General features: G+C 34.1%; 3 protein-coding genes. 1 reads left to right on the forward strand and 2 read right to left on the reverse strand.

Translation table 11 applies throughout. The annotated features are described in order from the left end of the window. Window positions 1–606: 606 nt before the first annotated feature. Both CXF67_RS08160 and CXF67_RS08165 read right to left on the reverse strand, forming a co-directional pair. Window positions 607–2352, reverse strand: coding sequence for a DUF6029 family protein (locus CXF67_RS08160; RefSeq protein ID WP_102088310.1), 1746 nt, complete (start codon window positions 2350–2352; stop codon window positions 607–609). A 1-nt stretch (window position 2353) separates the two neighbouring features. Beyond that, window positions 2354–2830 (reverse strand): TlpA family protein disulfide reductase, encoded by a 477-nt coding sequence (locus CXF67_RS08165; RefSeq protein ID WP_102088311.1) that lies wholly within the window; start codon window positions 2828–2830, stop codon window positions 2354–2356. A 109-nt stretch (window positions 2831–2939) separates the two neighbouring features. Here CXF67_RS08165 and CXF67_RS08170 point away from each other — a divergent pair. After that, window positions 2940–4582, forward strand: a 1643-nt coding sequence (locus CXF67_RS08170; protein ID WP_102088312.1) for an Omp28-related outer membrane protein, incomplete at its 3' end; no start/stop codon positions are given.

The raw sequence follows: 4582 nt of genomic DNA on the forward strand, positions 1-4582 counted from the left end.
GTCGGTTGTAAGTTTTGAATAATAAATTAATGATTCAAATTTGTATTCTTTCATATTTTCTTGTTTTTTTTAAAATCACCTTCAACGTTTGGTATAATATTAGTTGGAATTTAAGTAATAAGTTATTAAAAAAACAGGAATCAAGAAAATCCAAGATGATTTTCGTAAGTAGGCGAGAGGCAGCCATTAATTTTATATATCGTTGGTCATTGGCTTTTTTTTTCTTCCAATTTCAATTTATTAGTTCATTTCAACAATTATTTTATTTCGTAATTAAGAGTTTTTTTTAAAAAAAAACTCTATTGCCTTTCAAATATATATTCGTTTTGAGTGAATTCCATAATTTGATTTTCCGTTTCAATTTTCAGTTTCATTTCGTTAGTTGAGTAGTCACTGAGTACAATTCTAAAATATCTCGTAATTAATTTAGAAACTCTTAATTTCAACATAATCCACATTGGCGATAAAGTCAGATAGCATAAGATTCCGTATAAACTTTCTTTATGAAATTTTTGCGGAATAACAGTTCAGGTTTGGATTGTGATTCCATGCAAGCGAAAGCGCGACAGGGAATCTCCTGTCGCTACTGAAATGTTGAATGAAAACTTAAAATGAAGTATTAAAATTTAATGTAAACCCAGAACTTTCGGGTACGAATCTACACACTCCACCAACACATACTAAACCACCACGTTGTCTTCCAAAGTTTAAAGCAACCCGGTATGGGCCTTTTCGAAAAGCGCCTCCTATATTTAGGTAATGAATTTGTTCACTTTCTTTCTTGCTTCCGTAATTCCATATATCCCAAACATAAACGGAAAGGTTTTCATTTAAGTTTAATTCAAGAGTACCACCAACCCAATCTTCTCTATCACCAACTGCCCACATTTTTTCAAGCTCTAGGCGAATGGATCGTTTTGAGTTGAAATTGTAAGTAGCTTCACCTGTTATGATGTCTGCTCGAACTAAATCCCCACCACCTAATAATCGTTGGTCGTAATATTGATTGATGTAGTTAAAGCCCAAATGCCAAGTATCATTTAGTTTCTTTTTAATTTCGATACTGTAATCGGAGAAATATTTATTGCCTACGCCAAAGAAATCTACATCATAATCTGGTGGATTAAAGGTGTACACACCCGGTAAATTATACCAAGTGGCAAAATTTAAATACACATGTGTTCCATATTTTCCTCCAAAAAAACTCTCTTCCTTAAATTCATAAAAGAAATCGATTTGACCCCCAGTTTCTCCTGCGCGCATAACTTCTGGATCCTCAAATAAGGTGCTTTGTTGTGCTTGAAATACATAAATATTGGCAAGTAGCGAATGATGTTGTTTGGTTAATGCTGGGGCAAAATTGATAAAACTTTCCAAATAGTCAAAGCTTGAAGATTGGTCACCTTTAAAGTCTGTATAAACAGCGGGTTCTCTAGGAGTGAAAAAGCCCATATTTTCTATCCTGCGTAGGCTTACATCTAGACCCAAGCCTGATTTGGAGTATCCAAAATTAAAAGTAACTGCACTACCAGTTTCAGCAAAGTCATCGCTAAGACTGCCTTGAGAATCCAAAATACCGTCTTTAGACTTGTAGTTGACTTCTGCATTAGCATAGAATGAACCCAGTAAGTAATCTGCACGAAGTGAATATGCATTAGTAAGATTATCAAAAGCAGGATTTTCTAATTGTATATAGCGGTTTAAAGATTCATACCTTCCTATATAGCTAAAACCAATACTTAAGTCTTGATTTTTCTCATATAAATTGAGGTATTCTGCCAAAAATATATTGGCATCAAATCCAAATAAATCTCCTGAACTAACCCCAAAACCGGAACGCTGTTTTCCGTAAAAAGCTGTAAAATCCATATTGTAGTTTGGGCTAAATTTAACCCTTCCCCCTCTTACAGCAGAGTTAATTCCTAAAGCTCTGTCCTCCCAAGCTCTAAAAATCATTCCATTACCAAATTGTTCGTAAAAATGTCCTAGGGTAACATCCCATTTTTCATTTTTATAATTTACGTAAAAGATTCCTAAATTAGTACCTTCAAATTGTGGATTGTAATTGAGTAATGCATTTTGCTCGTAGCCTTCAACTTGTATACCAGCTGTCCAACGTTTGTAGTTGTAATTTAAGTATAGGTAATTATTAGATCTAAAGGCATCATCTGGGACAATTGCACCTTCGAGCCCATTGTCTTCTATGTAATATTGCATGTTAGATTCTATTCCGCCATACACACGGCCGTAATCTTTTTTTTCCTCTTCCTTTTCAGTTTCTTGCGCAAACAGGAATGCAGAGTTTACTAAGGCAAGCAAAAGTAATGTCGCCTTGGATAAATATTTGAGCATACTAAAGGGTTTTCAAAGATTGGTATAACTTTTCTTCAGCACCTTGGGTGTAGCCGTTGAAAATGAGTTCGATTTTTTGATTTTTCACAACAACCATATAAGGAATGTTGACAATAGATAGCGCGCGTTTTAAATCTTGATTAGTGTCCATTAAAACTTGGTAAGGCCAGTTTTTCCCATTTAGAAGCGGTCTTACTCTACGTTGCGTTCGTGAATCATCTGTAGAAACCGCAATTAGTTCCATGTTCAATTCTTCAGACCATTTAGCATAATGTTCGTTTATGGCCTCTAATTCACTAATGCAGGGTGCGCACCAAGTAGCCCAGAAAGAAAAAATATAAATCTTATCCACCTCATTGAAATCTTTATTGATGTGAACAGGTTTGTTTTGTAAATCTTTTACAATAAGATTAGGCATTCTGTCTTGCGAAAAGGATTGAAAGCTTGCAAAAAGAAAAAGAAAAATGATAAACCGCATGGCGTAAATTGTTTAAATGGTTATTGAAAAAAAATTTAATTTATCAAATCAACTAAAAATTAACTAATAAAACGCTATATTTAAAACTTATATTATAAAAAACACAAACATGTTAAAAAAATTACTTGTAAGTTCAATATTGTTTTTTGTAGCTTTTCCAATGCTTAGTCAGAGTATTGTAAGTACGACTCCAGAAAACAAAAAAGCTATTTTAGAGGAGTTCACTGGTGTTAACTGTACTTTTTGTCCACAAGGACATGCTATTGCAAATGCGATAAAAGAAAACAATCCAGATAATTTTTTCGTCATCAATATTCATCAAGGTGGATTTTCAACTCCTGGACCTGGTCAACCAGATTTTAGAACTCCGTTTGGAAATGGTATTGTAAATCAATCTTATTCTGGTGCTGGTTTTGGTTATCCTTCTGGAACAGTAAATCGTCAAAATTTCCCAGGAAGAGAAATGACTAATTCTGGCACTACTGCAATGTCAAGAAATAACTGGACAATTTCTGCAAATGATGCTCTAGCTCAGTCTTCTTACGTAAATTTAGGTGTTGAGGCTTCAATTGATGTAAGTACTAATGAACTAACTGTTCATGTGGAGGCTTATTATACAGGCGATAGCCCTGAAAGCATTAATAAATTGAACGTTGCTTTATTACAAAACAAAACAACAGGCCCACAAGTTGGTGGAGGTGTCGGAGACAACTACGTTCACATGCACAGATTAGTTCATCTATTAACTGGACAATGGGGTGTTGATGTTACTACAACAACACAAGGTAGCTTTATTGATCAAACTTTTACTTATACTATTCCTGCAGATTACAATGGTATATCAGCTGACCTATATGACGCTGAGATGGAGGTAGTTGTTTTTATGACTGAAACACAACAAAATATTATCAGCGGAAATGGAGCTTATGCAACATACACTAGGTTAGCTAATTCTAATGATGCAATAATAAAGTCTGTTGAAGAATTTGATGACCAATGTGCAGGATCTCTATCACCAAATTTTGAATTACAAAATGTAGGGTCAGATAACTTAACTTCTGTTGATATTGAATATTCAATAAACGGTAATACGCCTCAAGTTTATACTTGGACCGGAAATCTTTCTTCTCTTTTTACTGAAGAAATTGAATTGCCAGAGATATTATATGAAGCAGAGGCTACAAATCAGTTGGTTATTTCACTTCCAAATGATGATGATAACACAAACAATGAGGGGTCTACCAGCTTTAGCTTAGCAGATGTCTTTTTAACTAATCAACTCAATTTAACAATTCAACTAGATCAATATCCAGCTGAAACAACTTGGAATATTACAAATTCAGCTGGTGCTACTATTATTTCTGGTGGACCTTATAGTCAGGAAAATGGGATGGTTCAGCAAACACTAGATTTGCCTGAAAACGATTGTTACTCATTTACTATTCGTGATGCTTTTGGAGATGGTATTTGTTGTGGGTTTGGAAATGGTTCTTTCACACTTGAAACCCGAAGCGGAGAATTGGTTATTGGAGGAGGGGATTTTGGTTCTCAAGCAGTGAAGGTTTTTAGTAATTACAATACTCTTTCTACTACTAGTTTTGATACCTTTAATTTCAGTATGTATCCAAATCCAACAAATGGAATCATAAATTTATCAGCAAACGAAAATTTTGATTACCAAGTATTTAATCTTCAGGGTAAAAAAATACAGCAAGGTGAATCAAATTCACTTTCAAAACAAGTAAATTTATT

This window comes from Psychroflexus sp. MES1-P1E, from assembly GCF_002836055.1.
GTDB lineage: Bacteria > Bacteroidota > Bacteroidia > Flavobacteriales > Flavobacteriaceae > Psychroflexus.